The organism is Enterobacter cloacae complex sp. CDL013 (assembly GCF_049238805.1).
Lineage (GTDB): Bacteria > Pseudomonadota > Gammaproteobacteria > Enterobacterales > Enterobacteriaceae > Enterobacter > Enterobacter hormaechei_C.
Window position 1 is genome coordinate 248,964 of sequence record NZ_JBMKGT010000005.1, and the last position, 25,547, is coordinate 274,510.

Sequence of the window (25,547 nt, forward strand, 5' to 3'; positions counted from 1 at the left end):
CATTTCGGCGCGTTTTGCCCTCGAACAGGGCGTAAACGACCGATAAATTTCGCGAGCGATCACAATTCCAGAATTATATTTGGCCTCTGCATACTCTTTCTTGTTTTCATGCGGCAAAGCGCCGCTTGTCGTAAAAATATTCACTATTTATGCATTATAAGTGAATAACTCCATATTGTAACTCATTGATATTCTGTTACCCAAACCCATTTATGCATTTTTATCGCTGGCTGGCACGAACGCTGCAATCTACATTCACAGTGCAAACACTCAATTATTTAACATTTAAACAACCTTTTATTTACCGGATGAGGTCGCTATGTCTCTGTCAGTTACGCGTGAAAATTTCGATGAATGGATGATGCCGGTATACGCTCCGGCGGCTTTTATTCCGGTACGTGGGGAAGGCTCTCGCCTGTGGGATCAGCAGGGCAAAGAGTATATCGACTTTGCAGGTGGGATTGCGGTGAATGCGCTGGGGCATGCAAACCCGGCGTTGCGGCAGGCGCTGAATGACCAGGCGGCGAAATTCTGGCATACCGGCAACGGTTATACCAACGAACCGGCATTGCGTCTGGCGAAGAAGCTGATCGACGCCACCTTCGCAGAAAAAGTCTTTTTCTGTAACTCCGGCGCGGAAGCGAACGAAGCGGCGCTGAAGCTGGCGCGCAAATATGCGCACGATAAATTCGGCGCGCATAAGAGCGGCATCGTAGCCTTTAAAAATGCTTTCCATGGCCGCACGCTGTTTACCGTCAGTGCGGGCGGTCAGCCCTCATATTCTCAGGATTTTGCGCCGCTGCCGCCGGATATCCGTCATGCGGCGTATAACGATTTACACTCTGCCAGCGAGCTGATTGACGACACCACCTGTGCGGTGATTGTCGAGCCCATGCAGGGGGAAGGCGGCGTCATGCCCGCCCAGAAAGCGTTCCTGCAAGGGTTGCGCGAGCTGTGCGATCGGCATAACGCGGTCCTGATTTTTGACGAAGTCCAGACCGGCGTGGGCCGCACGGGTGAGCTGTATGCCTACATGCACTATGGCGTGACCCCGGATGTGCTCTCAACAGCCAAAGCGCTCGGCGGCGGTTTCCCGGTGGGGGCGATGCTGACCACCGAAAAATTCGCCAGCGTGATGACCGTGGGCACTCATGGCACCACATACGGCGGCAACCCGCTGGCAACCGCTGTCGCCGGACAGGTGCTGGATATCATCAACACCCCTGAGGTGCTGAACGGCGTGAAGCAGCGTCACCAGTGGTTTGTTGAGCGACTCACGGCCATTAACAGCAAAACTGGCCTGTTCAAAGAGATCCGCGGTCTGGGGCTGTTAATAGGCTGTGAGCTTGCCCCTGAGTTTGCCGGCAAAGCGAAGCTGATTTCACAGGAAGCGGCAAAGCAGGGCGTAATGGTGCTGATTGCCGGTGCTAACGTGGTGCGCTTTGCCCCTGCGCTGATCGTCAGCGAGGAAGAGGTCAGAACTGGCTTAGATCGTTTTGCGCTGGCCTGCGAACAGGTGAAGCCCGGGGTGTCATCATGATGGTCATCCGTCCCGTTGCGCACGGCGATCTCGCCGGGCTTATGCAGCTTGCCGGTAAGACAGGGGGCGGGCTGACCTCGCTGCCTGCCGATGAAAAAACGCTGTCGGCGCGCATTGAGCGCGCCCTGCAAACCTGGCAGGGGACGTTGCCAAAAAGCGAACAGGGCTATGTGTTCGTGCTGGAAGATACCGACACGGGGACCGTGGCGGGGATTTGCGCTATCGAGGTGGCCGTCGGGCTTAATGATCCGTGGTACAACTACCGCGTCGGCACGATGGTCCACGCTTCGAAAGAGCTGAACGTTTACAACGCGCTGCCGACGCTCTTCCTCTGTAATGACCATACCGGCGCCAGCGAACTCTGCACCCTGTTTCTCGATCCGGACTGGCGCAAAGAGGGCAACGGTTATCTGCTCTCCAAATCGCGCTTTATGTTTATGGCCGCCTTTCGCGACCGCTTCAACGAAAAAGTGGTCGCGGAGATGCGCGGCGTGATTGATGAGACGGGCTACTCGCCGTTCTGGGAGAGTCTGGGCGAACGCTTCTTCTCCATGGAATTTAGCCGGGCGGATTACCTGTGCGGCACCGGTCAGAAGGCGTTTATCGCCGAGTTGATGCCGAAGCATCCTATTTATACCCATTTCCTAACGCCAGAAGCGCAGGCGGTGATCGGCGAAGTTCACCCGCAAACCGCCCCGGCCCGCGCGGTGCTGGAGAAAGAGGGATTTCGCTACCGTAACTACGTCGACATCTTCGACGGCGGCCCGACGCTGGAATGCGACATTGACCGCGTTCGCGCCATCCGTAAAAGCCGCCTGGTTGAGGTTTCAGAAGGCCAGCCCGCGCCGGGCGAGTGGCCAGCCTGCCTGGTCTCGAACGAGAATTACACCAACTTCCGCGCCATGCTGGTGCGAACCAACCCATCATGCGAGCGTCTGGTACTGACGGCTGCGCAACTGGATGCCCTGAAATGTAACGCTGGCGACACGGTTCGCCTGGTGCGGCTCTGCCCTGAGGAGAAAACAGCATGACTCTATGGATTAACGGTGACTGGGTTACGGGCGAAGGTGACGCGCGGACAAAAACTAACCCGGTCGGCCAGGAGGTGCTCTGGTCTGGGAACGACGCAAGCGCCGGGCAGGTTGAGCAGGCCTGTCAGGCTGCACGCCGCGCGTTTCCGGCGTGGGCGAAACGGCCATTCTCCGAGCGCCAGGCGCTGGTTGAGAAATTTGCTGCGCTGCTGGAGGCCAATAAAGCCGAGCTGACCCGCATCATTGCCTGCGAAACCAGTAAGCCGCGCTGGGAGGCAACAACCGAAGTCACGGCGATGATCAACAAAATTGCGATATCGGTGAAGGCGTACCATACCCGCACCGGCGAGCAGCATACCGAGATGCCAGACGGCGCGGCCACGCTGCGCCACCGTCCGCACGGGGTACTGGCGGTGTTTGGCCCGTATAACTTCCCCGGGCATCTGCCGAACGGGCACATTGTGCCTGCGCTGCTGGCGGGGAATACCGTCATCTTCAAGCCGAGTGAGTTAACCCCCTTAACCGGAGAAGCAGTGGTAAAACTCTGGGAGCAGGCGGGGCTGCTGCCGGGGGTGCTGAATCTGGTACAGGGCGGGCGTGAAACCGGTCAGGCGCTGAGTGCGCTGAGCGACATTGACGGTCTGCTGTTTACCGGCAGTGCCGGAACGGGCTATCAGCTGCATCGTCAGCTGGCGGGGCAACCGGAAAAAATTCTGGCGCTGGAGATGGGCGGCAACAACCCACTGATTGTGGAAGATCCGGAGGATATCGATGCCGCGGTCCACTTGACCATTCAGTCGGCGTTCATTACCGCCGGACAGCGCTGCACATGCGCCCGCCGCCTGCTGGTTAAGCGCGGCGCGCAGGGGGATGCGTTCCTGAAGCGTCTGGTGGAGGTGAGCGCGCGTCTGGTTCCCGCGAAATGGGATGCCGACCCGCAGCCGTTTATCGGCGGGCTGATCTCCGGGCAGGCGGCGCTGAACGTACTGAAAGCGTGGCAGGAGCACGTGGCGCGCGGGGCGAAAACCCTGCTGGAGCCGAAGCTGGTTCAGCCCGGCACGTCGCTGCTGACGCCGGGGATTATTGATATGAGTGCGACAAGCAACGTGCCGGATGAAGAGGTCTTTGGCCCGCTGCTGTGCGTCTGGCGCTATGACGATTTTGAGTCGGCGATCGAGATGGCCAACAATACCCGCTACGGCCTGTCGAGCGGCCTGATATCGCCGCATCGCGAGAAATTCGACCAGCTGCTGCTGGAAGCGCGCGCCGGGATCGTGAACTGGAACAAACCGCTGACCGGTGCGGCGAGCACTGCGCCGTTTGGTGGCGTAGGGGCGTCGGGCAACCATCGCGCCAGCGCCTGGTATGCCGCCGATTACTGCGCGTGGCCGATGGCAAGCCTCGAAACCCCGGCGCTGAAGCTGCCGGAGACGTTGAATCCGGGGCTGGATTTTACAGAGGGTGACGCCCATGAAAGCGCGTGAGGTTAACTTTGACGGCCTCGTGGGGCTGACGCACCACTATGCCGGGCTGTCGTTCGGTAATGAAGCCTCGACGAAGCACCGTTTCCAGGTCTCGAACCCGAAGCTGGCGGCGAAGCAGGGGCTATTGAAAATGAAGGCGCTGTCCGATGCCGGTTTCCCGCAGGCGGTGATCCCGCCGCAGGAGCGCCCAAACGTGGCCGTGCTGCGCCAGCTGGGGTTCAGCGGTACGGATGAACAGGTGGTGGAAAAAGCAGGCACGCAGACGCCACACCTGCTTTCCGCAGCCAGTTCAGCCTCCTCGATGTGGGTGGCGAATGCCGCCACCGTTGCGCCGTCGGCGGATACGCTGGACGGCAAAGTGCATCTGACCGTTGCTAACCTGAACAACAAATTCCACCGCGCCAGCGAAGCGGAGACCACCGGGCGCGTGCTGCGCGCCATTTTTAATCATGATGCGCATTTCGAGGTACATTCGGCGCTGCCGCAGGTCGCGATGTTTGGCGATGAAGGGGCGGCAAACCACAACCGTCTGGGCGGCGACTATGGCGAGCCGGGTTTGCAGCTGTTTATCTATGGACGGGAAGAGGGCGGCCACGCCGCGCCGGTTCGTTATCCGGCGAGACAAACCTTAGCCGCAAGCCAGGCGGTTGCGCGGCTGAACCAGGTTAATCCTTCTCAGGTGATTTTTGCCCAGCAAAATCCGCAGGTGATCGACCAGGGCGTGTTTCATAACGACGTCATTGCCGTTTCCAACCGTCAGGTACTGTTCTGCCACGAGCAGGCGTTTGCCCATCAGGAAAAGTTGCTGGCCACGCTGCGCGAACGCGTGCCGGGATTTATGCCGATTCAGGTGCCCACGCAGGCGGTAAGCGTGCAGGACGCGGTCGAAACGTATCTGTTCAACAGCCAGCTGCTGAGCCGGGATGACGGCAGCATGATGCTGGTGCTGCCGCAGGAATCCCGAAACCATCAGGGCGTCTGGCGCTATCTCAGCGAACTGGTGCAGGCGGATAACCCGATTGATGAACTGCGCGTGTTTGATCTTCGGGAAAGTATGGCCAACGGCGGGGGACCGGCGTGCCTGCGACTACGCGTGGTGTTAACGCCGGAGGAATTGCAGGCCGTGAATCCGGCGGTGATGATGAACGACACGCTGTTCAATACTCTCAATGACTGGGTGGACCGCTATTATCGTGACCGTCTGGTTCAGGCCGATCTGGTTGATCCGCAGCTGCTGCGCGAAGGCCGCGAAGCGCTGGATGCATTATCAACCATCCTGCAACTGGGATCGGTTTATCCGTTCCAGCGCTAAGGAGACGACATGGAAAACTTACTGGCGCTGACGCTGGCCGAAGAGACACCGGAGCGGCAAGAGGGGGCAGGCCCTTCGTTCCACTGGCGATGGCTGGGGCCGGGCGTGCTTGAACTCACGCCGACGGGGAAATATAACCTGTCGCTGCTGCTTTCTACCGGCATTCACGGAAACGAAACCGCGCCCGTGGAGATTGTCGAACTATTGCTGCGCGCGCTGTATCGCGCAGAGATCACGCTGCACTGCCGTCTGCTGGTGGTACTGGGAAATCCGCCTGCGCTGGCGCAAAATAAACGGTATCTCGTGAGCGACATCAACCGCATGTTTGGTGGTCGCTGGGCGCAGTTTCCACAGAGTGATGAGACGACTCGCGCGCAATGGCTGGAGAAGGTGGTCACGGCGTTTTTTGCCGGGGCGGGGGAAACGCGCTGGCACCTTGATCTGCATACGGCCATTCGCGCCTCGTACCATGTGCGTTTTGGCGTGTTACCGCAGCGTCATCAGCCGTGGGATGAGGCGTTTCTGACCTGGCTTGGCGATGCGGGGCTGGAGGCACTGGTTTTCCACCAGACGCCAGGCGGCACTTTTACCCACTTCACCTGCGAAAATGTTGGCGCGTTATCCTGCACTCTGGAGCTCGGAAAAGCGCTGCCGTTCGGGCAAAACGACCTGACGCGTTTTACCCCTACGCATCAGGCGCTCCGGGCGTTGCTCGCCGGGGTTGCGCCGGAACCCACCCGGGAACCCGTCGTGCGCTATCGGGTCGTGCAGCAGATCACGCGTCAAAGCGAGGCTTTCCAGCTTCATATGGCACCCCATACGCTGAACTTTACGCCGTTTCGCCAGGGCGTCCTGCTGGCGGAAGATGGTGAGACGCGCTATGCGGTACAGAAATCCACGGAATATGTTTTATTTCCTAATCCGTCGGTCGCGTTTGGTTTGCGAGCAGGTCTGATGCTGGAAAAAATGCCCTGAACGTCTCCCCTCGCGCAGACCGGAGGGGAAATGAAGAATAAATTTCTTAGCGTTAAAAGCGCTCTGGTATTGTTTGCGGAATATTCCTGGAGAATTGCTTTATTATTAAACGGCACTTCGCTATACTTCTCCATAATCTCTTTAAAATCATCCTGTTGAATATTTTTGTTTCATCTCTCCACGCTTTTTCCTTAATTTCTCCACAATTGGCGAAAAGTTGTTTTTTACACTTTCATTGTTTTACCGTTGCTCTGACTAATTGACGATAAACGCCGTAAAGTTAATCTCGTCAACACGGCATAGCGCCGAAGAATAACTGAAAGTAAGGAAAGACATTATGCGTAAATTAACTGCACTGTTTGTTGCCTCTACCCTGGCTCTGGGCGCTACCAGCATGGCGTTCGCCGCCGATACCGCGACCACTACCGCCGCGCCGACGGAAGGCAAAATGATGATGCATCATAAAGGCAAGCCGGGTATGCACCATGAGATGATGATGTTTAAAGATCTGAACCTCACCGATGCGCAGAAGCAGCAGATCCGCGACATCATGAAAAGCCAGCGTGACCAGATGAAACGTCCTCCGCTGGAAGAGCGCCGCGCAATGCATGACATCATTGCCAGCGACAGCTTCGATAAAGCAAAAGCGGAAGCGCAGATCGACAAAATGGCCGAGCAGCATAAAGCACGCATGCTGGCCCACATGGAAACCCAGAACAAGATTTACAACATTCTGACGCCGGAACAGAAAAAGCAATTTAATGCCAATTTTGAGAAGCGTCTGACAGAACGTGCAGCGCCGGAAGGTAAAATGCCTGCACCAACCGAATAATCGGTTCACTCTCTTAAGACCGCCGGGCTCCTGTCTACAAAAGCGAAAACGCTGTGGACAGGACCGGCGGTTTTTCTTTTATCCCATGCCTAAGGTCTGGCCTGACTGCTGCCGATAATACGTCTGTGAAAATGCCCTGGCGCACGGTGCGTCCTTCAGGAGTGGTCATGGAATTCTTTGATATCCGTAAAATGCCGGTCAGTCTCTGGCGTAATGGTGCGGGTGAGACGCGTGAGATTTGCTGTTTTCCTCCCGCGACGCGGGATTTTTTCTGGCGGGCCAGTATTGCCTCCATCGCCAGTAACGGCGAATTCTCCGCGTTCCCGGGCGTTGACCGGGTGATTACGCTGCTGGAAGGCGGCGAGGTGACCCTGGATGCAGGCAGGGCGTTTTGTCATACCCTGAAGCATCACCAGCCTTACCGATTTGCGGGCGATCTGGCGGTGAAAGCCGTGCTCACAGAGGGGCAGATGTCGATGGACTTCAACATCATGACCCGACGGGATTGCTGCCAGGCAAAGGTGCGCGTTGCTACCCGAACGTTCACTACCTTCGCGTCACGCGGTGGGGTGGTCTTTGTCTTAAGTGGCGCCTGGCAACTGGGCGACAAATTACTGACCGCCGATCAGGGTGCCAGCTGGGAAGCGGGCAGTCATACCCTACGTTTACTGGAAACGAAGGGGTCGCTGCTGTTCAGTGAAATTAGCTGGCTGCCGGGTCACTGAGGACGATGATCTCATATTTTCCGGTTAATAATGGCTTACAGAGAATTTTGTAACCATCCTGATCGAACCCGGCAGGGGTGCGCAGCAGGGCGGTAGCGTCATCCAGGCTTTCAACGGCGCCAAGCCAGAGCCAGTTGCGGATGATGTGATAATGCGTCATCGCATCGCGGGTTTCTTTCAGCGCCACCGCGCCTTCCCACGGCCAGCAGTTAACGCTGATAGAGGCCAGGCCCGCCATAAACCGGGCATGATGTTCTTCAACGCTCTCTTTTCCACAACACGCCCCGGCGCAGCGTTTCAGCGCGGAGCGGAAACAGGCGCGACCGCGGGTGGTGGCTTCCAGTCCTAACAGGCCGTAACAAAGCTGTAATTCATCAGCCAGGGATTGCAGGGTTTGCAGTGCGGCACGTTTGTTGGCAAACAGACCGTAAAGATTGGGTTCATGCGAAAAATCCACTTCCCGGGCATAAACAACCTGCGGTTTTCCTGCGTTAACCTGCAAGGAACACAGCTGGCGGTTGCGGCGCAGGCGTTTGTTAAACAGCGGCTGCTGTTCCTTGATGAGCCGGGCTTCGAGCAGAAGCGCGCCCAGTTCGCCTGCCGTCTCGATCCAGGTGATCCGCCGGGACTGCCTGAGCATCGATGCTTCATCCGGCGTACGCAGGTGCGACATCACCCGGCTGCGGATATTCACGCTTTTGCCGATATAGAGCGGCATGGTATCGCTGTCGCCGTGGAAGAAATAGACGCCAGGCTGTTTAGGCAGAGCCTCAAGCCAGGGGCGAAGATGCTCGGGATATTCGTAGATAGCCGCCGCTTCAAACTCAAGACGCGGGGCGGATTGACGCCTGCTCACATACTGCTCCATATACTGTTCAGGCATACAGTGTAGCAGGTGTTCGGTGGTTAAAAAAGAGCCGGGTGGCGGTTACGCCTTACCCGGCCTGTAAAACTGAGTTACCGTTTTGCTTTTACTTTTTCCAGAAATCATCAAACACCGTAATCGGCGGACGGCGCTTGTGCTCGGTTTTCAGATACCAGCCTTCGATAATTTTGGCGGTACCTTCGTCGAGCGTTTTGCCTTCCAGATAATCATCAATGTTGTCATATGTGACGCCCAGCGCGGCTTCATCCGGCAGGGAAGGGCGATCGTCCTCCAGGTCCGCCGTTGGCGCCTTCTTATACAGGTGCTCCGGGCAGCCCAGCGCCGCCAGCAGCTGCTTGCCCTGACGCTTGTTCAGGCGGAAGAGGGGGTTGATATCCGTGCCGCCATCGCCGTATTTGGTGAAGAAGCCGGTGATGGCTTCCGCGGCGTGGTCGGTGCCGACGACGACCCCTTTGGTCATCCCTGCGATACTGTACTGCGCTTTCATGCGCTCACGGGCTTTCTCGTTGCCGCGGACAAAATCGCTCAGTTCAATACCGGCTTCACGCAGGGCCTGCTCGCTTGCCAGTACCGAACCTTTGATGTTTACGGTAAGAACACGGTCCGGCTGAATAAACGCGATCGCATCCTGACAGTCCTGCTCGTCAGCCTGCACGCCATACGGCAGACGTACGGCAATAAATTGCAGCGCGGTGTCACCGGTCTCGTCACGCAGCTCGGAGATGGCCATCTGGCTCAGCTTGCCGGCCAGAGTGGAATCCTGACCGCCGCTGATACCCAGCACCAGCGTCTTCAGGAAAGGGTGTGCAGACAGGTAAGCTTTCAAAAAATCAACGCTACGACGGATCTCTTCATTGGCATCAATCGCAGGTTTCGCGCCCAGCGCCTGAATAATTTCTTGTTGCAGAGCCATTACGCCCTCCCTATGCAGAACCAAACAGAAAGTGTGATCTGTTAAAACTAACCCTTTGTCGGGGAAACGACAAGGATCACAGTTTTGAGTGTACTGTTTTACAGCGATTTAGCAGCTTACCGTTGTTTTATTAGAATTTTCCGAAATTCGTCTGGCGTAACTCGCAAAGTTGAACAATAGTAATTTTTATCCCATGCTTAGTTAACACGCTGATAAACAAGAGGACGGAATATGAACAAGAACGTAGCAGGAATTTTAAGCGCAGCGGCGGTACTGACTATGCTGGCAGGGTGTACAGCTTACGATCGCACCAAAGATCAGTTCACACAGCCAGTGGTAAAAGACGTCAAAAAAGGCATGACGCGTTCCCAGGTTGCAGCCATTGCCGGTAAACCTTCTTCAGAAGTTACTATGATCCACGCGCGTGGTACCTGCCAGACCTATATTCTGGGTCAACGTGATGGTAAGGCAGAGACCTACTTTGTCGCCCTGGATGATACGGGTCACGTGATCAATTCTGGTTACCAGACCTGTGCCGAATACGACACCGACCCACAGGCACCTAAGGCACAGTAAGCCTGTTTGCCTGAGAGCGTTAACAAACCGGCCTGAAGGCCGGTTTTTTTATGCATACGTGAATCTTATTTCTTGGCGCGAATTATTTGCCTGAAATGTGAAGGTAGTCAACAAGCCAGGTCAATGAGAGACAATTTCAGTCTATCCAGAATTATCCCCTCCCTGTACCATTGCGTATACTCACTTCAACGATAAACAATGTTCAGCACACTGCCCGTCAGCCAGGATAGCGAGTCGAGTGATAGCGAGACGGCGGGTAGCCAAACAAGAGGGAAGTTATCATGGAAAAGAAACATATCTATCTGTTTTGCTCTGCGGGCATGTCCACTTCGCTGCTGGTTTCTAAAATGCGCGCGCAGGCCGAAAAATATGAAGTCCCTGTGGTGATTGAGGCGTTTCCGGAAACGCTGGCGGGCGAGAAGGGCCAGACAGCAGACGTTATTTTACTCGGGCCGCAAATCGCTTATATGCTGCCAGAAATTCAACGTCTGCTACCCAATAAGCCGGTCGAAGTGATCGATTCCGTTTTATACGGCAAGATTGATGGTTTAGGTGTATTAAAAGCTGCCGTTGCGGCGATTAAAAAAGCTGCTAATTAATTTTTTATTTTTCCCGTCAAAGAGCTATTTCACACACAATCTGCCGTAACGATCGTTGCGGCCTTTAAGGGTATTTTCCTATGAGTAAAGTCATCGCTTCACTTGAAAAGGTACTCCTTCCTTTTGCTGTTAAAATAGGAAAGCAGCCTCATGTTAATGCCATTAAGAACGGCTTTATTAAATTAATGCCGTTGACATTAGCCGGGGCAATGTTCGTTTTAATTAACAACGTTTTTCTGAGCTTTGGAGAAGGTTCCTTTTTTTATTCATTAGGAATTAGGCTAGATGCTTCAACTATTGAAACCCTTAATGGTTTAAAAGCCATTGGCGGCAACGTATACAACGGTACGTTGGGTATTATGTCGCTAATGGCGCCTTTCTTTATTGGAATGGCGCTGGCGGAAGAGCGTAAAGTGGATCCGCTGGCGGCAGGCTTACTGTCCATTGCCGCGTTCATGACCGTCACACCGTACAGCGTGGGCGACGCTTATGCCGTTGGCGCCAACTGGCTGGGTGGGGCAAACATCATTTCCGGTATTATTATCGGGCTGGTGGTGGCCGAAATGTTCACCTTCATTATTCGCCGTAACTGGGTTATCCGCTTGCCGGATAGCGTTCCGGCCTCTGTTTCTCGTTCATTTTCCGCGTTGATTCCGGGCTTCATTATTCTCTCCATCATGGGGATTATTGCCTGGGCGCTCTCTCACTGGGGAACTAACTTCCACCAGATCATTATGGACTCTATCTCAACGCCGCTGGCGTCGATGGGTAGCGTGGTCGGTTGGGCGTATGTCATCTTTACCTCCCTGCTGTGGTTCTTCGGCGTGCATGGTTCACTGGCACTGGCGGCGCTGGACAGCGGTATTATGACCCCATGGGCACTGGAAAACGTCGCGCTTTACCAGCAGTACGGCTCCGTCGATGCGGCGCTGGCGGCCGGTAAAACCTTCCATGTGTGGGCGAAGCCGATGCTTGACTCCTATATCTTCCTGGGCGGTACCGGGGCGACGTTGGGTCTGATCATCGCGGTCTTTATTGTCTCTCGCCGCGCTGACCATCGTCAGGTTGCGAAGTTGGCCCTGCCGTCAGGCATCTTTCAGATTAACGAGCCGATCCTGTTTGGTCTGCCAATTATCATGAACCCGGTGATGTTCATTCCCTTCATCCTGGTTCAGCCGCTGCTGGCCGCGATTACGCTGACGGCGTACTACCTGGGCATTATCCCGCCGGTGACCAACATTGCGCCGTGGACGATGCCGGCTGGTCTGGGCGCGTTCTTCAACACCAATGGTAGCGTGGCCGCCTTCCTGCTGGCGATATTCAACCTCGGGATTGCAACCCTGCTCTACATGCCGTTCGTGGCGATTGCGAACAAGGCCGCAACGGTTATCGATGAAGAAGAGAGCGAAGAGGATATCGCCCTCGCACTGAAATTCTAAAATTGCACGGCGCGGGGCAACCCGCGCCAGCGGAAAGGAGCTTAAAAAATGTTAGATTTAGAGAGTATCGTTGCCGAAGAAACCGCAGAGAACGATCTGGAAGAGGTGGTGATGGGCCTCATCATCAACTCCGGGCAGGCACGCAGCCTGGCGTATGCGGCGCTTAAGCAGGCTAAGCAGGGCGACTTCGTTGCCGCGAAAACCATGATGGAGCAGTCCCGTACGGCGTTAAACGAAGCGCATCTGGTGCAGACGAAGCTTATCGAAAGCGACCAGGGCGAAGGGAAGATGAAAGTGAGTCTGGTGCTGGTACATGCGCAGGATCATCTGATGACCTCCATGCTGGCACGCGAGCTGGTAGCGGAGCTCATCGAGCTTCACGAGAAGATGCAATAAGTCAGGATGAAGTAGCAGGAGGTCAGCACGATGGAAATCAAAACCGCACATGAGCAGCAGCTGTTTAATGGCAAGAATTTTCACGTGGTGATTTACAACAAAACGGAGAGCGCCAGCGGTCTGCACCAGCATGACTACTACGAGTTCACGATTGTTCTGACCGGCCGCTACTATCAGGAGATCAACGGTAAGCGCGTCCTGCTTGAGCGTGGCGATTTCGTCTTCCTGCCGATGGGATCTTATCACCAGAGCTTTTATGAGTTTGGTGCGACGCGCATTCTGAACGTAGGCGTGAGCAGGCGTTTCTTCGAGAAGCATTATCTGCCGCTGGTGCCGTTCTGCTTTGTGGCGTCACAGGTGTATCGCGTTAAAAATGAGTTTATGACCTGGATTGAAACGGTTATCGCCTCGCTGAATTTCCGCGACAATGAATTTGATGAATTTATTGAAACCGTGACGTTCTACGTCATGAATCGCCTCCGCCATCACCGTGAAGAACAGCAGGTGGTGGATGATATTCCTCAGTGGCTGCGTAGTACCGTGGAGCTGATGCACGACAAAGGACAGTTCAGCGATAACGCCCTGGAGAATATGGTGGCGCTGTCGGGTAAATCGCAGGAATATTTGACGCGCGCCACGCAGCGTTATTACCGTAAAACGCCTGTGCAAATTATTAATGAAATCCGCATTAACTTTGCCAAAAAACAGCTGGAAATTACTAATTACTCTGTCACCGATATCGCTTACGAATCGGGTTACAGCAGTCCCAGTCTGTTTATTAAAACCTTTAAAAAATTGACTTCATTCACACCGAACAGTTACCGCAAAAATTTAACGGTAATTAATTAACTTTCGGCGGTTTATCCGCCAGGAACAGTGACGTAATGGCTTGCCCAAATAGCGGGAAGAGCACGCTATACCTTGCAGGCGATTAACCTGATACGCTAAGGGAGATATTATGCAACAGAAATTAAAAGTCGTAACCATTGGTGGCGGCAGCAGCTATACCCCGGAATTACTTGAAGGTTTCCTGAAACGGTATCATGAATTACCGGTCAGCGAATTATGGCTGGTGGATGTTGAAGAAGGTCAGGAGAAGCTGAATATTATTTTTGAACTGTGCAAACGCATGGTTGAAAAAGCGGGCGTGCCCTTAACCGTGCATAAAACGCTGGATCGTCGCCTGGCACTGAAAGATGCTGACTTCGTGACCACGCAGCTGCGCGTCGGCCAGCTGAAGGCGCGTGAGCTGGACGAGCGCATTCCGCTGAGCCACGGTTATCTGGGCCAGGAAACCAACGGGGCAGGTGGCCTGTTTAAAGGCCTGCGTACTATTCCGGTCATTTTTGACATCATTAAAGACGTGGAGGAGATCTGCCCGAACGCCTGGGTGATTAACTTTACCAACCCGGCCGGGATGGTCACCGAGGCAGTCTATCGCCATACCGGTTTCAAACGCTTTATCGGCGTCTGCAATATTCCGATTGGCATGAAGATGTTCATCCGCGATGTACTGGAACTGACCGAGCACGATGATCTGTCCATTGACCTGTTCGGCCTGAATCACATGGTCTTTATCAAAGATGTGATTGTGAACGGGCAATCGCGCTTTGCGGAACTGCTCGACGGCGTCGCCTCTGGTCGCCTGACTGCGGCCTCGGTGAAAAACATCTTCGATCTGCCGTTCAGCGAAGGGCTGATCCGCTCCCTGAATCTGCTGCCGTGCTCGTATCTGCTTTACTACTTCAAGCAGAAAGAGATGCTGGCCATTGAAATGGGCGAATACTACAAAGGTGGCGCACGCGCTCAGGTTGTGCAGAAAGTAGAGAAGCAGCTGTTTGATTTGTATAAAGATCCGAACCTGAACGTCAAACCGAAAGAGCTGGAGCAGCGCGGCGGGGCATACTATTCGGATGCGGCGTGTGAAGTGATTAACGCCATTTACAATGACAAGCAGGCCGAGCACTATGTGAACGTTCCCCATCACGGGCACATCGACAATATCCCGGCAGACTGGGCCGTTGAGATGACCTGCATCCTTGGACGCGAGGGTGCAAAACCGCATCCCCGCATTACCCACTTCGACGATAAGGTGATGGGGCTGATTCACACCATCAAAGGCTTTGAAGTGGCGGCGAGCAATGCTGCCCTGAGCGGCGAACTGAATGACGTGCTGCTGGCGCTGAATCTCAGCCCGCTGGTGCATTCTGACCGTGACGCTGAAAAACTCGCGAGTGAGATGATCCTGGCGCATGAAAAATGGCTGCCAAACTTTGCTGCAACGGTTGAGAAACTGAAACTCACACACCGTTAAGAGGAGGCGCGATGGAAAACCTGCTGATCGTCAATGCCGATGATTTTGGCCTGTCAAAAGGGCAGAACTACGGCATTATTGAAGCCTGTCGCCGGGGCGTCGTGACCTCTACAACAGCGCTCATCAACGGTGAGGCGGTGGAACATGCGGCGCAGTTAAGCCGTGAGCTGCCCGAGCTGGGCGTGGGCATGCATTTTGTGCTGACGCTTGGGTTGCCCCTTTCACCGATGCCGGGTCTGACGCGCGAGGGAAAACTGGGGAAATGGATTTGGGAAATGGCGGAGCAGGACGCTCTGCCGCTCGATGAGATTGCCCGCGAGCTGGAGTGCCAGTTTAACCGCTTTGTGGATGTGTTTGGCCGCGAACCTACCCATATTGACAGCCATCATCATGTGCATATGATCCCGGCGATTTTCCCGCTTGTGGCAGAGTTTGCGCAACGTAAAGGCGTGGCGATGCGCGTGGATCGTGAGGTGCGCGGGTTGCCGGACGTCGCGGTGACGTCAACGGAGGGGTTCAGCAGCGCATTTTATGGCGACGAGATCGATGAAGCGCTGTTCCTGGAGGTGCTGGATGACTCCGCCGCAAAAGGGGAGCGCTCGCTTGAGGTAATGGCGCACCCGGCGTTTGTCGATGAGATAGTACGTAAGAGCGCCTACTGCTGGCCGCGTCTGGCAGAACTGGATGTGCTGACATCGGCGTCGTTAAAGTATGCGATTGCCGAGCGTGGGTATCGTCTGGGGACGTTCAGGGATCTTTGAGGCAAAGCCCGGTGGCGAGGTAAAAGCAAAACGGTAACCTTTTGGTTACCGTTTTTATTGTTTTCTCCCTCTCCCAGGGGAGAGGGCCGGGGTGAGGGCTTCAGGTTTTTTACGCCGGTATCTGGTCAATCTTACTGCTGCGCGACCACACGCGGTGCGCGGCGAGCAGGTCAAACAACCGGGTCATAAACGCATCATCGACGTTATCACCTTCGACAATGCCTTCTTCCCCTTGATCCGGTACCTTCAGCAGAGTTTTAAACTTCCGCGCATCGCCTGCCAGAGCGATTGGCTTCAGGTGCTTATAGGCTTCCAGCAGATAATAGGCGGCATCACCGTTACCGAGCAGGCTCTCAACGTCGCCGCACGGCATAATCACCGCATCAACCGTCAGCGACGGTGCTCCGGCGAAGGTCGCGGCAATCGGCAGGACGGAGCCATCATCGGCCGTCACTTCACCCATGCGAGAGTAAAGCAGTTTGGCATGTACGCCCTGGGTTTTGAGCGCCCGCATGATCCCCAGTACGTCGCTGGCGCGCGGTTTATCGTTCAGCAGAATAGCCACTACGCGGCCTTTAATTGACCCGCCAGGTACCGCGTACAGGCTCAGGGACGGATCCTTCTTCAGCCCGTTCACGTCTTTTGGCGGTGCGGCATGGCATTGCTCATCGGTGAGCGTGATGCCGAGATTATTCGCCACGCCCTGAGCAAGCTGGATATCAATATGCGCCAGATGGTCGACCACGCGCTCGCGAATGTAGGTACGCACCACTTTGCTCAGCTCAAAGCTGAAACCGCCGATAATGTGCTGCTGTTCAATCGGGGTCTGGCTGTTCCAGAACAGGCGAGGCTGAGCGTAATATTCGCCGAATGACGGGCTGCGCTCGCGAATTTTTGTTCCGTCCACGCGCTCCTGATACGACTCGAATCCGCCACGTTTTGGCCCCGGCGGGGTTTCACGCGGCCAGTTATCGTTAATGGAGTTTGGCTCGTAGTTCGCCGGGTTGGTATCGATATCCTGGCGATGCATCCCGTCACGCTGGAAGTTATGGTACGGGCAGGTCGGACGGTTGATAGGAATTTCGTGGAAGTTCGGTCCGCCGAGACGGCTGATCTGCGTATCGGTATAAGAGAACAGACGGCCCTGGAGCAGCGGATCGTTGGTGAAATCCAGCCCCGGCACAATATGGCCCGGGTGGAACGCAGCCTGCTCATTCTCCGCGAAGAAGTTATCCGGGTTGCGATTAAGCACCATTTTGCCCACCAGCTGAACCGGCACCAGCTCTTCGGGAATAAGCTTGGTCGGGTCGAGCAGGTCGAAGTCGAATTTGAACTCGTCCTCTTCCGGGATCAGCTGTAACCCCAGCTCGTATTCCGGGAAATCACCGGCTTCAATGGATTCCCACAGTTCGCGACGGTGGAAGTCCGGATCGCGCCCGGTCAGCTTCTGTGCTTCATCCCACACCAGGGACGCTTTCCCCGCGACCGGTTTCCAGTGGAAACGCACAAACGTCGCTTTACCTTCAGCGTTAATCAGACGGAAGGTATGAATACCAAAGCCTTCCATGGTGCGATAGCTGCGTGGGATCCCCCGGTCAGACATCGCCCACATCACGTTGTGAAGGGTTTCCGGTTGCAGGGAGACGTAGTCCCAGAAGGTGTCATGCGCACTTTGTCCCTGCGGTATGGCCCAGTGTGGCTCTGGTTTTACCGCATGGACAAAGTCAGGGAATTTATGCGCATCCTGAATGAAGAAAACCGGGGTGTTATTCCCGACGAGGTCGAAAATGCCCTCTTCGGTATAGAATTTGGTGGCGAAGCCGCGGATATCACGCACCGTGTCGGCCGAACCCGCGCCGCCCTGTACGGTAGAGAAGCGCACAAATACCGGTGTAATTTTGTTCGGATCGGAAAGGAAATCCGCCTTCGTGATCTCCTTCAGGCTCTTGTACGGCTGGAAATAGCCGTGCGCCGCAGAGCCGCGAGCGTGAACGATACGTTCAGGAATACGCTCATGGTCGAAATGGGTGATTTTTTCCCGCAGGATGAAATCTTCCAGCAGCGTCGGGCCGCGCGTTCCGGCGCGCAAGGAGTTCTGATCATCGGCGATGCGCACGCCCTGATTGGTGGTCAGCGCATAGCCTTCACCCCCTTTGCGGTGCGGGTCGAGAGATTTTAACTTTTCGTTGTCCGCATCGGGTGACTTCATGCTTCCCGGTGCAGTAGGTTGCTCGCCCGGCGCGGAGAGGCCCGGCGACGGTTTATGAGAGCCATCCGCAGGGGCGAGTGAGTCCATTCCCGGTTGAGATTCTTCGGTGCCATGAATAGGGGATTGATGGGGTTTATCATTGTTCGACATTGCACGATTCTCCTTTGTTCGTTCCTGAAAACCCTATTAAGGATAGAACAATGTGATGAATTAGCAGGCGAACTAAGCGTTTTCAGAGGAAGTGATTAGCGAAAGGAGCCATCTGCCACATGTCAGGCGCGACGGGTGGGGGGAGAATCGGCTATGATAGAAATTTCCTGCTTTAAGAATTTGCTTTAGTGAACCCGTCGCTTATGAAACCTCTTCGTCAACAAAACCGCCAGGTTATTAGCTATGTGCCCCGCGTTGAACCCGCGCCGCCTGACCATGCCCTGAAAGTGGATGGTTTTCGCGATGTCTGGATGTTACGGGGTAAATACGTTGCCTTCGTGCTGATTGGCGAGCACTTCCGTCGCTCCCCTGCGTTTACGGTGCCAGAATCGGCGCAGCGATGGGCTATGCAGACCCGCCAGGATGAAGAGGTTGAAGAATAACAGCCATAAAAAAACCGCCCTCAGGCGGTTTTTTTATTTCGGCCGTGATTAACGATGGGCCAGTTCGGCATCATCTTCACTGTCGAGAATTGTTTTGTCGGTCTGCTTCAGCCACTGGCTGGTCAGTGTACCGGCGGTCATTGAGCCACTCACGTTCAGGGCGGTACGACCCATGTCGATCAGCGGTTCAACAGAGATCAGCAGGGCAACCAGCGTCACCGGCAGTCCAAACGCAGGCAGAACGATCAGCGCAGCGAAGGTCGCGCCGCCGCCCACGCCCGCAACACCGGCGGAGCTAATGGTCACGATACCGACCAGCGTCGCAATCCAGACCGGATCCAGCGGATTAATCCCCACTGTTGGGGCAACCATTACGGCCAGCATCGCCGGGTAGAGACCCGCACAGCCGTTCTGCCCGATGGTGGCGCCAAAGGAGGCCGAGAAGCTGGCGATAGACTCCGGTACGCCCAGACGACGGGTCTGTGCTTCGACGTTCAGCGGGATAGATGCCGCGCTGGAACGGCTGGTAAAAGCGAAGGTCAGCACCGGCCAGACTTTACGGAAGTATTTCAGCGGGCCAACGCCGTTCACCGCCAGCAGAATGCCGTGCACAACAAACATGATGCCCAGACCGAGGTACGAGGCAATCACAAAGCTGCCAAGCTTAATGATGTCTTGCAGGTTAGAACCTGCAACGACTTTGGTCATCAGCGCCAGGACACCGTACGGCGTCAGCTGCATGACCAGACGCACCAGCTTCATCACCCAGCTTTGCAGGGTATCGATGGCTGTCAGAACGCGCTCGCCTTTCGGCGCATCGTCCTTCAGCAGCTTCAGCGCAGCCACGCCCAGGAATGCCGCGAAGATCACCACGCTGATAATGGAGGTTGGGCTTGCGCCGGTCAGATCAGCAAACGGGTTCTTAGGAATGAAGGAGAGCACCATCTGCGGAACGGTCAGATCGGCCACTTTACCCACGTAGTTGGTCTCAATCGCCGTCAGACGCGCGGTTTCAGCGCTACCCTGCACCAGACCTTCAGCAGTCAGGCCAAACAGATTGGTTACCAGTACACCCACCAGCGCTGCAATCAGCGTGGTGAAGAGCAGGGTACCAATGGTCAGGAAGCTGATTTTACCCAGTTGAGAGGCATTGTGCAGGCGGGCTACGGCGCTCAGAATAGAGGCGAATACCAGCGGCATAACGATCATTTGCAGCAGCTGTACATAGCCGTTACCGACAATGTTGAACCACTGAATGGAGTCTTTCAGTACCGGGCTGTCGGAGCCGTAAATAGCGTGTAAGGCCAGGCCAAACACCACACCCATGACCAGACCGACCAGTACCTTTTTCGCCAGGCTCCACTGTTTGTGGCGAGCCTGGGCGAGAAGCAATAGCAATACGACGAACACAACAATGTTCGCGATGAGTGGAAAATTCATCCCCGTTCTCCTGATTTATTATACGGTCGGTTTTTACCGAACCTGTTGGCGCAAGGTTATCAGAAGTGTGATGTCACGCTTATATCCATATGGAATGGTTTATGACAAAAGTGATTATATTGTCGGTTTAATGTTCAATCTGGTGATTAATAAAACGATTGAACTGAAATTGCAGCGAGTTGATCATCTGCGATGACCAGCGCACTGCACCATTTTCGGGCAATGTCTGCGGCATCCAGACGGCATACGCAAACAGCGCCATGCACAGAACGCGCTCCAGCTGGTTGCCTTTTTGCGGCACGAGGATTGGCAGGCGGAAACGCCAGCGGCAGGGCCAGAGCAGCGGTACGCCCGCTGGCGTCAGCATATCGGCGAGGATATGGCTTAAGTAGCCAAGCACCATGCCCTGAATGGCATCCGCCGGGACGATCCAGCTCTCCGGAACCTTTAAATAGAAGAGTGTAAGCAGGCCAAATACGGCCAGCAGGCTGTGGGTAAACCCGCGATGACCAAAGGCTCTGGCGATGGGCTTTGAAATCCACTTTAGCCGCTGGCCAAGGAATGACTTTGGATGATCTATGTCCGGCAGCAGGCAGGTAAGTACGGCGGAAGGGACAATATGCCACCAGTCCCCCTGTGCCAGCACAGGGGTCAGTTCAGCGTTTTTGGCAAACACTGCACAGGCAAGTGAAAAAAGCAGGTGGCCTTCCGCCGTCATGATAAAACCCGGTAAACTGTCGATTCATACAGTATAGGGTTTTTATACAGTGTGTGAAAGAGGTGACGGTGTAACTCTTTGTCACAAACGCGCGGTTAGCGCGCCAGCCAGCCACCGTCTACGGCGAGAGTATGACCGTTAACGTAATCAGATGCTCTTGAAGCCAGAAACACCACCGGACCCTGTAAATCCTCCGGGAGACCCCAGCGGCCCGCCGGAATCCGGTCGAGGATCGCCTGGCTGCGCTGCTCATCATCGCGAAGCTGCCGGGTGTTATTGGTCGCCATATAACCTGGCGCGATAGCGTTCACGTTAATACCTAGCGGCGCCCATTCGTTCGCCAGCAGGCGGGTGAGGCCCAGCACGCCGCTTTTGGACGCCGTATAGGAGGGCACCCGGATGCCGCCCTGGAAGGATAGCATGGAAGCAATGTTAATGATCTTGCCGCCCTGACCCTGCGCGATAAACTGTTTCGCCACTGCCTGAGAGAGGAAAAAGACTGATTTCAGATTGAGATCGATGACCTCGTCCCAGTCCTTCTCACTAAATTCCAGCGCATCGGCACGGCGGATGGTGCCGGCATTGTTAACCAGAATATCGATGCGGCCCATCTCAGCGACTGCGGTATCCACCACGCTCTGAATACTCTCCTGCTTGCCAAGATCGGCGCGAATCGCGATAAAGCGTCGTCCCAGCGCCGTAACGCGCGCTGCCGTTTCGTCAGGAACCTTGCGGTTAACCCCCACGATATCGCATCCTGCTTCGGCGAGGGCAATGGCCATGCCTTGCCCCAGACCGGTATCGCACCCGGTCACCATCGCCACTTTTCCTGCCAGAGTAAAAGCATCCAGTATCATACGCGCCTCAGAAGTCAGGTTATTGTCATTCTGCACGTAAGAATAGGAGTCTGGAATGAGAAAAGCAAATAAAGTAAAACGTTGTTTTGATTTTGCGGGGCAGGCAGCCGAAGCTGCCTGAAAGAGCGTTACTCCCCACGCAGATGGCGGGCAGTCAATTCTTCAAGAGACGTCAGCCTGACATCCGCCAGGGCAAAACGGGGATCGTGTCGGCCTTCTTCAGCCGGCACAACGATGGAGCGCATACGTGCGGCTTTGGACGCCACCATGCCGTTAACCGAATCTTCCAGCGCCACACAGGTAAGCGGATCCAGCCCCAGTTTCGCGGCGCAGTCCATATACACCTGCGGATGTGGCTTGCTGTACGGAAGCTTTTCGGCCGAGGCCAGCGCGTCGAAGCTGTCGCGCAGCCCGAACATCGTCAGCACTTTTTCCAGCATATGCAGCGGTGAGGCGGAGGCCAGCCCCACTTTCAGCCCTTGCGCCTTGCACAGGGCGATAGCGTCGCGTACGCCCGGTAACAGAGGCTTATACTCTTCTACGAGGGAGATGGCGCGGTTGATAATGCGCGCCGTAACTTCGTCGCGATCCGGGCCAACCCATGGCTGGTGGGCATACCAAAGGTCAACCACCATATCGATGCGCAGCCCCAGGGTATCGGGAAGCTCGCTACGACGACTGATATCGACGCCGAGGCTGGCCATCACGTCCAGTTCAGCCCGATCCCACAGGGGTTCGGAATCAATCAGCAATCCATCCATGTCAAAAATAGCGGCAAGTATCTGGCGCGGTGTCGACATTACAACATCTCCTTATCTTGGGGTAAGACGAACGGTGCTAAGCACAAGCAATTTAGCATATTGCATGCAAAGAGCGGGCGAAATTGACCGACAGCAGGTAGACTTAGGCACAAATAACGCGTCTTTATGAAGAGGAACTAATGACGTATCAACAAGCTGGACGCATCGCGGTCTTAAAACGTGTTGCTGGTTGGGTTATTTTTATTCCCGCCCTGATTTCAACGCTGATCTCCGTACTCAAATTTATGTACGATCACAGCGAAAAACAGCCGGGCATCAATGCCGTTATGCTTGATTTTGCCCACGTCATGATTGAGATGATGCGGTTTAACACCCCGTTCCTGAACGTCTTCTGGTTCAACTCGCCCACGCCGGATTTTCACCACCAGCTGAATGTCGGTTTCTGGATAATCTATGCGTTGATATTTATCGCGATGGCGTTGCAGGCCTCCGGCGCGCGCATGAGTCGCCAGACCCGCTTTTTACGCGAAGGGGTGGAAGATCAGCTGATACTTGAGAAGGCGAAAGGCCCTGACGGGATGAGCCGCGAGCAGATCGAATCGCGCATTGTCGTTCCGCGTCATACCATTTTTGTGCAGTTTTTCCCGCTCTACATTCTGCCGGTCATCATCATTGTGGCCGGGTATTTCTTCTTTACGCTGCTTGGCTTCCTGTAAATCCTAAGGGAAGGGGCGTGATGCCGCCCCTTCCCGCTATGCCGCCAGAATACGGTCCAGCGCCCGCTGGGCATTTACCAGATGACTCCCGCCAAACAAAATAGCCCGGTTTAGCAAGGTGTACAGCTGATAAACCGGCTGACGATCAAGGAAACCCGCAGGTAACGGCGAGACAGACTGATAGCCATCATAAATTTGCGGCGGCTGTTCAGGGTGCAACGGCAGCATCGCGAGGTCACACTCTCTGTCGCCCCAGTAGCAGGCCGGGTCATATATATAGGGACCATCAGGCCCAAGCGCGCAGTTGTTTGACCATAAATCACCGTGCAGAAGGGAAGCCTGAGGCTGATGCGAAGCCAGACGCTGCTGAATATGTTCAACAATCGCGTCGATGTTGCCGAACGCTAATCCCTTTTCAGCGGCCAGCTCCAGCTGCCAGCCGATGCGCTGTTCGGCGAAAAAAGTCGACCAGCGGCGCTGCCATGCGTTTGGCTGTGGGGTGGTGGAGAGGTCGTTATCGAAATCGAGCCCAAACTGAGGTTGATCGCTCCACTGGTGCAAACGGGCGATCTGTTGCCCGAGAATAAAGGCGTTGTGCGCATCCAGAGGACGCGCGGGAAGATAGTTCATCACCAGAAAGCTATAGTCACGATCGCTGCCGACGGCTAAAACCTGCGGAACGGTGACTGTTTTACTGCGCGATAACAGCTCAAGCTGATCGGCTTCGGCAGTAAAAATGGGGAGCAATTCGCGCTCATCACATTTAACGAAAAGATCGCGCCCGGCGTAACGTAAATGCCATGCGGCATGGATCTCTCCGCCTGGCAGTTCGTTACGCAGTTCAATTTCACCTTCACCCAGCTGCTCACTTAAAAGATGACTGATAGCCTGCCACATGATGTCTCTCCCATGTTGTCTGCCAGATCATAAAGTTAGCGCAAAACGGCTATAAAAAAACAGGAACTAACGCACAACTGAGCGGTTTAATTTTATACAGGGCACTTATTGTTCTTTTTTATGCCAGTTTTCCCAGCTATCCACATCAATTTCCGTGGCTTTGTCAGTCACGCTTTCCACCAGGCTACTGGCCAGCGCCTTCACCTCTTCCTGACTCAGCGGGCTTATCAGGCCAAATGCCAGTGAGCCGAGATCGTGAATATTGCCCTCATCGTCCGTCAGCGTAAGCAGAAAATTGGCGCGCGTGAACGCGTTGTTGAGTTCATTCAGTTCGGTCAGCGACGCCTCATGAATATTCACGGTTACGACGTAGCGGGTGATATCACCACTGCTCATAATTCACCTCGTTGTTATCCTGAAAGTTTTCTTAGCATAGTCGATATGCCCTGTTTAGCGACTTCCCCCTCCATGGGAAGGGGAAGCAGGTTCAGCTTCTCTTGAGGTAATCGACAATTTTCTGGGTATCCGCAAGCGAACACAGACGCGTTCCCTGGTTTATGGTGGCTGCACTCCCTGCCGCGACGCCATAGCGTGCCATCTCCAGAAGCGAAGCGCCCTGCGCCAGCTTCAGCACCATCGCGCCAACCATACTGTCACCGGCACCCACGGTGCTCTGGCTTTTCATCGGCGGTGGCACAACCTGCACAAAGCCCGTCTTATCGACGGCCAGCGCCCCCTGAGGACCGAGAGAAACAACAACGCGATGCGCTTTGCCCGTACGTACCAGCTCTTCTGCGGCAGTACGAACGTCATCAGGCTGGCTGAGTTCTCGATTAACCAGGGCACTGAGCTCTTTCTGGTTAGGTTTAACGAGTTCAAGTTGTCCGGGTTCTAACGCCGCCTTCAGGGCTTCGCCCGAGCTATCGACAACGCAGCGGATGCCGCGCTGGAGCGCAGCCTGAACCAGCGCCGTCAGTTTCCCTGTTTTGACGCCCGGCGGCAGGCTACCGCTGATCACCAGTAATGAGCCGCTTTCAATGGTCAGCACTTTCTCTCCCAGTTGACGAAACTCATCATCGGTCAATTTCGCCCCCGGCATCACAAAGCGATATTGCTCGCCGCTGGATTCAACATGGACATGCAGGTTCTGCCGGGTCCAGTCTTTAGCGTCGACGGTGTCTACGGCCACCTGTTCATCTGCCAGCAACGCCACCAGATGTTCTCCCGTGGCGCCGCCAGCGGGGAAGATGGCGGTGGCTTTTCCGCCGAGATGGGTAATAGCGCGCGCCACGTTGATGCCGCCGCCGCCCGGCTCAAACACCGGCGCGCTACAGCGCAGCTTACCTTCCGGGTAGATTTGCGGCGTCATGGTCGCGGAGTCGAGGGAAGGGGAGAGTGTCAGCGTATAAATCGAAGCCATCATGACCTCCTTTTATCATGGGTTCTTTTAAGCCTGGCACCGTTTGGCAGGAAGGCAACGTAAATAACAGTATGATTTTAAATATGAATGCTGACAAATAAGCTGCGCCGGGCATATAAAATAAAACGCGTTTTGGGATCGTTCTTATTCAAA

26 protein-coding genes are annotated in these 25,547 nt (G+C 55.2%); 16 read left to right on the forward strand and 10 right to left on the reverse strand.

The features are described 5' to 3' along the window. Positions 1 to 319 precede the first annotated feature (319 nt). The 7 genes from astC (at position 320) to ves (ending at position 7,899) form a co-directional block, all read left to right on the forward strand. Positions 320 to 1,540, forward strand: a complete 1,221-nt coding sequence (gene astC / locus ACOTXD_RS11850) for a succinylornithine/acetylornithine transaminase (protein WP_061856395.1) — start codon at positions 320 to 322, stop codon at positions 1,538 to 1,540. After that, a complete protein-coding gene (gene astA, locus ACOTXD_RS11855) occupies positions 1,537 to 2,571 on the forward strand; it encodes an arginine N-succinyltransferase (protein WP_022650887.1) in 1,035 nt (344 codons plus the stop codon). Before astC ends, astA begins: the two co-directional genes overlap by 4 nt. Beyond that, complete coding sequence (astD, locus tag ACOTXD_RS11860) at positions 2,568 to 4,055, forward strand: succinylglutamate-semialdehyde dehydrogenase (RefSeq protein WP_057059062.1); 1,488 nt, start codon at positions 2,568 to 2,570, stop codon at positions 4,053 to 4,055. The genes astA and astD overlap by 4 nt, the downstream gene beginning before the upstream one ends. Continuing rightward, positions 4,042 to 5,367, forward strand: coding sequence for an N-succinylarginine dihydrolase (gene astB, locus ACOTXD_RS11865; RefSeq protein ID WP_045897545.1), 1,326 nt, complete (start codon positions 4,042 to 4,044; stop codon positions 5,365 to 5,367). Before astD ends, astB begins: the two co-directional genes overlap by 14 nt. 9 nt (positions 5,368 to 5,376) lie before the next feature. Then, a complete protein-coding gene (gene astE, locus ACOTXD_RS11870; RefSeq protein WP_022650890.1) occupies positions 5,377 to 6,342 on the forward strand; it encodes a succinylglutamate desuccinylase in 966 nt (321 codons plus the stop codon). Between the two features lie 337 nt (positions 6,343 to 6,679). After that, the gene (spy, locus tag ACOTXD_RS11875; RefSeq protein WP_015570753.1) at positions 6,680 to 7,174 is read left to right on the forward strand and encodes an ATP-independent periplasmic protein-refolding chaperone Spy; all 495 of its coding nucleotides are present in this window, start codon (positions 6,680 to 6,682) and stop codon (positions 7,172 to 7,174) included. A 167-nt stretch (positions 7,175 to 7,341) separates the two neighbouring features. Further along, positions 7,342 to 7,899, forward strand: coding sequence for an environmental stress-induced protein Ves (ves, locus tag ACOTXD_RS11880; protein ID WP_421766415.1), 558 nt, complete (start codon positions 7,342 to 7,344; stop codon positions 7,897 to 7,899). On the opposite strand, the gene cho is transcribed toward ves, so the two are convergent. Continuing rightward, positions 7,877 to 8,755: an excinuclease Cho gene (gene cho / locus ACOTXD_RS11885; protein ID WP_421766416.1), complete on the reverse strand. Its 879-nt coding sequence runs from the start codon at positions 8,753 to 8,755 to the stop codon at positions 7,877 to 7,879. The genes ves and cho overlap by 23 nt on opposite strands. Positions 8,756 to 8,870: 115 nt before the next feature. Beyond that, positions 8,871 to 9,698, reverse strand: a complete 828-nt coding sequence (gene nadE / locus ACOTXD_RS11890; RefSeq protein WP_003857837.1) for an ammonia-dependent NAD(+) synthetase — start codon at positions 9,696 to 9,698, stop codon at positions 8,871 to 8,873. A 231-nt stretch (positions 9,699 to 9,929) separates the two neighbouring features. Here nadE and osmE point away from each other — a divergent pair, with 231 nt between their 5' ends. The 7 genes from osmE to chbG all read left to right on the forward strand — a co-directional run bounded on the left by osmE (position 9,930) and on the right by chbG (position 15,783). Further along, entirely contained in the window at positions 9,930 to 10,274 is a 345-nt protein-coding gene (gene osmE, locus ACOTXD_RS11895; RefSeq protein WP_003857836.1) for an osmotically-inducible lipoprotein OsmE, read from the forward strand. Between the two features lie 281 nt (positions 10,275 to 10,555). After that, positions 10,556 to 10,873 (forward strand): PTS N,N'-diacetylchitobiose transporter subunit IIB, encoded by a 318-nt coding sequence (gene chbB / locus ACOTXD_RS11900; protein ID WP_015570750.1) that lies wholly within the window; start codon positions 10,556 to 10,558, stop codon positions 10,871 to 10,873. A gap of 80 nt (positions 10,874 to 10,953) precedes the next feature. Further along, positions 10,954 to 12,312 (forward strand): PTS N,N'-diacetylchitobiose transporter subunit IIC, encoded by a 1,359-nt coding sequence (gene chbC / locus ACOTXD_RS11905; protein ID WP_017384664.1) that lies wholly within the window; start codon positions 10,954 to 10,956, stop codon positions 12,310 to 12,312. A 48-nt stretch (positions 12,313 to 12,360) separates the two neighbouring features. Continuing rightward, the gene (chbA, locus tag ACOTXD_RS11910) at positions 12,361 to 12,708 is read left to right on the forward strand and encodes a PTS N,N'-diacetylchitobiose transporter subunit IIA (RefSeq protein ID WP_003857835.1); all 348 of its coding nucleotides are present in this window, start codon (positions 12,361 to 12,363) and stop codon (positions 12,706 to 12,708) included. Positions 12,709 to 12,738: 30 nt separating this feature from the next. After that, positions 12,739 to 13,557 carry a transcriptional regulator ChbR gene (gene chbR / locus ACOTXD_RS11915; protein WP_017384663.1) on the forward strand — a complete coding sequence of 273 codons (819 nt, stop codon included), beginning with the start codon at positions 12,739 to 12,741 and terminating at the stop codon, positions 13,555 to 13,557. A gap of 109 nt (positions 13,558 to 13,666) precedes the next feature. Then, the gene (locus ACOTXD_RS11920) at positions 13,667 to 15,022 is read left to right on the forward strand and encodes a 6-phospho-beta-glucosidase (RefSeq protein WP_022650894.1); all 1,356 of its coding nucleotides are present in this window, start codon (positions 13,667 to 13,669) and stop codon (positions 15,020 to 15,022) included. Positions 15,023 to 15,033: 11 nt separating this feature from the next. Then, positions 15,034 to 15,783, forward strand: a complete 750-nt coding sequence (gene chbG / locus ACOTXD_RS11925) for a chitin disaccharide deacetylase (protein WP_421766417.1) — start codon at positions 15,034 to 15,036, stop codon at positions 15,781 to 15,783. Positions 15,784 to 15,892: 109 nt separating this feature from the next. Here chbG and katE read toward each other — a convergent pair whose 3' ends face one another. Then, positions 15,893 to 18,142, reverse strand: coding sequence for a catalase HPII (gene katE / locus ACOTXD_RS11930; RefSeq protein WP_022650896.1), 2,250 nt, complete (start codon positions 18,140 to 18,142; stop codon positions 15,893 to 15,895). Between the two features lie 188 nt (positions 18,143 to 18,330). On the opposite strand from katE, the gene cedA reads away from it, so the two are divergent. Continuing rightward, entirely contained in the window at positions 18,331 to 18,585 is a 255-nt protein-coding gene (gene cedA, locus ACOTXD_RS11935) for a cell division activator CedA (protein WP_071785203.1), read from the forward strand. A 48-nt stretch (positions 18,586 to 18,633) separates the two neighbouring features. Here cedA and tcyP read toward each other — a convergent pair whose 3' ends face one another. The 4 genes from tcyP to hxpB all read right to left on the reverse strand — a co-directional run bounded on the left by tcyP (position 18,634) and on the right by hxpB (position 22,400). After that, positions 18,634 to 20,025 carry a cystine/sulfocysteine:cation symporter gene (gene tcyP / locus ACOTXD_RS11940; RefSeq protein ID WP_421766418.1) on the reverse strand — a complete coding sequence of 464 codons (1,392 nt, stop codon included), beginning with the start codon at positions 20,023 to 20,025 and terminating at the stop codon, positions 18,634 to 18,636. Positions 20,026 to 20,152: 127 nt separating this feature from the next. Further along, the gene (locus ACOTXD_RS11945; protein ID WP_015570742.1) at positions 20,153 to 20,743 is read right to left on the reverse strand and encodes a metal-dependent hydrolase; all 591 of its coding nucleotides are present in this window, start codon (positions 20,741 to 20,743) and stop codon (positions 20,153 to 20,155) included. Between the two features lie 95 nt (positions 20,744 to 20,838). After that, complete coding sequence (kduD, locus tag ACOTXD_RS11950; RefSeq protein WP_003857827.1) at positions 20,839 to 21,600, reverse strand: 2-dehydro-3-deoxy-D-gluconate 5-dehydrogenase KduD; 762 nt, start codon at positions 21,598 to 21,600, stop codon at positions 20,839 to 20,841. A 128-nt stretch (positions 21,601 to 21,728) separates the two neighbouring features. Further along, complete coding sequence (gene hxpB, locus ACOTXD_RS11955) at positions 21,729 to 22,400, reverse strand: hexitol phosphatase HxpB (RefSeq protein ID WP_421766419.1); 672 nt, start codon at positions 22,398 to 22,400, stop codon at positions 21,729 to 21,731. Between the two features lie 140 nt (positions 22,401 to 22,540). On the opposite strand from hxpB, the gene ACOTXD_RS11960 reads away from it, so the two are divergent. After that, the gene (locus tag ACOTXD_RS11960) at positions 22,541 to 23,077 is read left to right on the forward strand and encodes a YniB family protein (RefSeq protein ID WP_003857823.1); all 537 of its coding nucleotides are present in this window, start codon (positions 22,541 to 22,543) and stop codon (positions 23,075 to 23,077) included. Positions 23,078 to 23,113: 36 nt separating this feature from the next. On the opposite strand, the gene ACOTXD_RS11965 is transcribed toward ACOTXD_RS11960, so the two are convergent. From ACOTXD_RS11965 to pfkB, 3 genes are all read right to left on the reverse strand, one after another. Then, positions 23,114 to 23,974, reverse strand: coding sequence for a fructosamine kinase family protein (locus ACOTXD_RS11965; RefSeq protein WP_022650899.1), 861 nt, complete (start codon positions 23,972 to 23,974; stop codon positions 23,114 to 23,116). Positions 23,975 to 24,079: 105 nt separating this feature from the next. Further along, positions 24,080 to 24,370: a type V toxin-antitoxin system endoribonuclease antitoxin GhoS gene (gene ghoS / locus ACOTXD_RS11970; RefSeq protein WP_003857822.1), complete on the reverse strand. Its 291-nt coding sequence runs from the start codon at positions 24,368 to 24,370 to the stop codon at positions 24,080 to 24,082. A gap of 91 nt (positions 24,371 to 24,461) precedes the next feature. Then, on the reverse strand, positions 24,462 to 25,394 hold the full coding sequence (gene pfkB, locus ACOTXD_RS11975; protein ID WP_048208835.1) for a 6-phosphofructokinase II: 933 nt from the start codon (positions 25,392 to 25,394) through the stop codon (positions 24,462 to 24,464). Positions 25,395 to 25,547: the final 153 nt, after the last annotated feature.